1 protein-coding gene is annotated in these 1,248 nt (G+C 64.2%); it reads right to left on the bottom strand.

Annotation, left to right across the window (positions count from 1 at the left end; genetic code table 11):
* Window positions 1-29: 29 nt before the first annotated feature.
* A protein-coding gene (locus tag ACRCUN_RS34130) for an IS3 family transposase (RefSeq protein ID WP_462146022.1) occupies window positions 30-1,168 on the bottom strand; the annotation gives its coding sequence in 2 pieces (ribosomal slippage) (window positions 30-895 and window positions 895-1,168; 1,140 coding nt in all).
* Window positions 1,169-1,248 lie beyond the last annotated feature (80 nt).

Raw genomic sequence — 1,248 nt, 5'->3', positions numbered from 1 at the left:
TGAGCGGGACCCGTTTGGTGGTCCAGTCGCTATGCGACTTTCGGTTGATGGGTCGTGGCCCACTGTAGGGCAAACTCGGCTGGGGTGAGCTCGCCGTGGGCAGAATGGGGTCGGTTGGCGTTGTAGTCTCGGCGCCAGTCCTCAATGATCACCCGGGCTTCCAGCAGCGAGTCGAAGCGCCAGAGGTTGAGTAGTTCGTCACGCAAACGGCCGTTGAACGATTCGACCCAGGCGTTCTGCCAAGGCGATCCGGGATCAATGAAAAGTGAACCGGCACTGTTGAATCGGCACCAATCACTGACGGCGTGGGCCACGAACTCGGGCCCGTTGTCGAAACGCACGTAGTGCGGCGCCCCGTGGATGAGCGCGAGGCGATCCAACACCTCGACGACGCCGTCGGCGTCGATGCTGCGATCGACTTCGATCGCGAGCGCTTCACGAGTGAACTCGTCGATGACGTTGAGCATCTTGATGGTGCGGCCATCGGCGGTGGTGTCGAACTGAAAGTCCATCGCCCAGATCACGTTCGGCCGGATCGGCGACATCGCACCGACGGCGACACCGATGCCCGTCAACCGCTTCTTGCGGCGACGTTGCGGCAGCCGCAGGCCCTCATCGCGCCAGAGCCGACGGATCCGCTTGTTGTTGACCTCCCAGCCCGCCCGGCGGGCCATCTTCGCTGCTCGCCGCCAGCCCCAGCGCGGCCGATCGGTGGAGAACCAACGCAGCCAGGCCCGCAACTCGGCTTCCTCGGTGGTGACCGGTGCTGGTTGCAGGCGCATCGTCGAGCGGTGAATGCCGGCCACCGCACAGGCTCGACGCTCAGATACCCCGAACCGCTCGCGCAGCATTGCAGCTGCGCGGCGTTTGCGGTTCGGGGTCAGAAGTTTCCCGAGGAGATTTCCTTGAGCATGTCGATGTCGAGGGCCTGGTTGGCGACCAGCTTCTTGAGCCGAGCGTTCTCGGCCTCGAGTTCCTTGAGCCGTTTGGCGTCGTTGGCCTTCATGCCGCCGTACTGGGCCACCCAGCGATGCCACGTGGACTCGGTGACCTCCAGATGCCGGCACACCTCGGCCAGCTCCTGCCCGGTCCCGAGCAGCTTGTTGCCCTCGGCCAGCTTGCGGATGATCTGATCCGGCGTGTGCCGCCGGCGCTTGTTCGATGCCATGTCGTTGGTGATTCTTCCTGCCCGAACACTCGGGCAACAGAGTCCCACAACGACTGGACCACTACAGGGGGCTCACCTCA

It is taken from the genome of Mycobacterium venezuelense, assembly GCF_054919535.1.
This window is presented reverse-complemented; position numbering and strand designations above follow the sequence as displayed.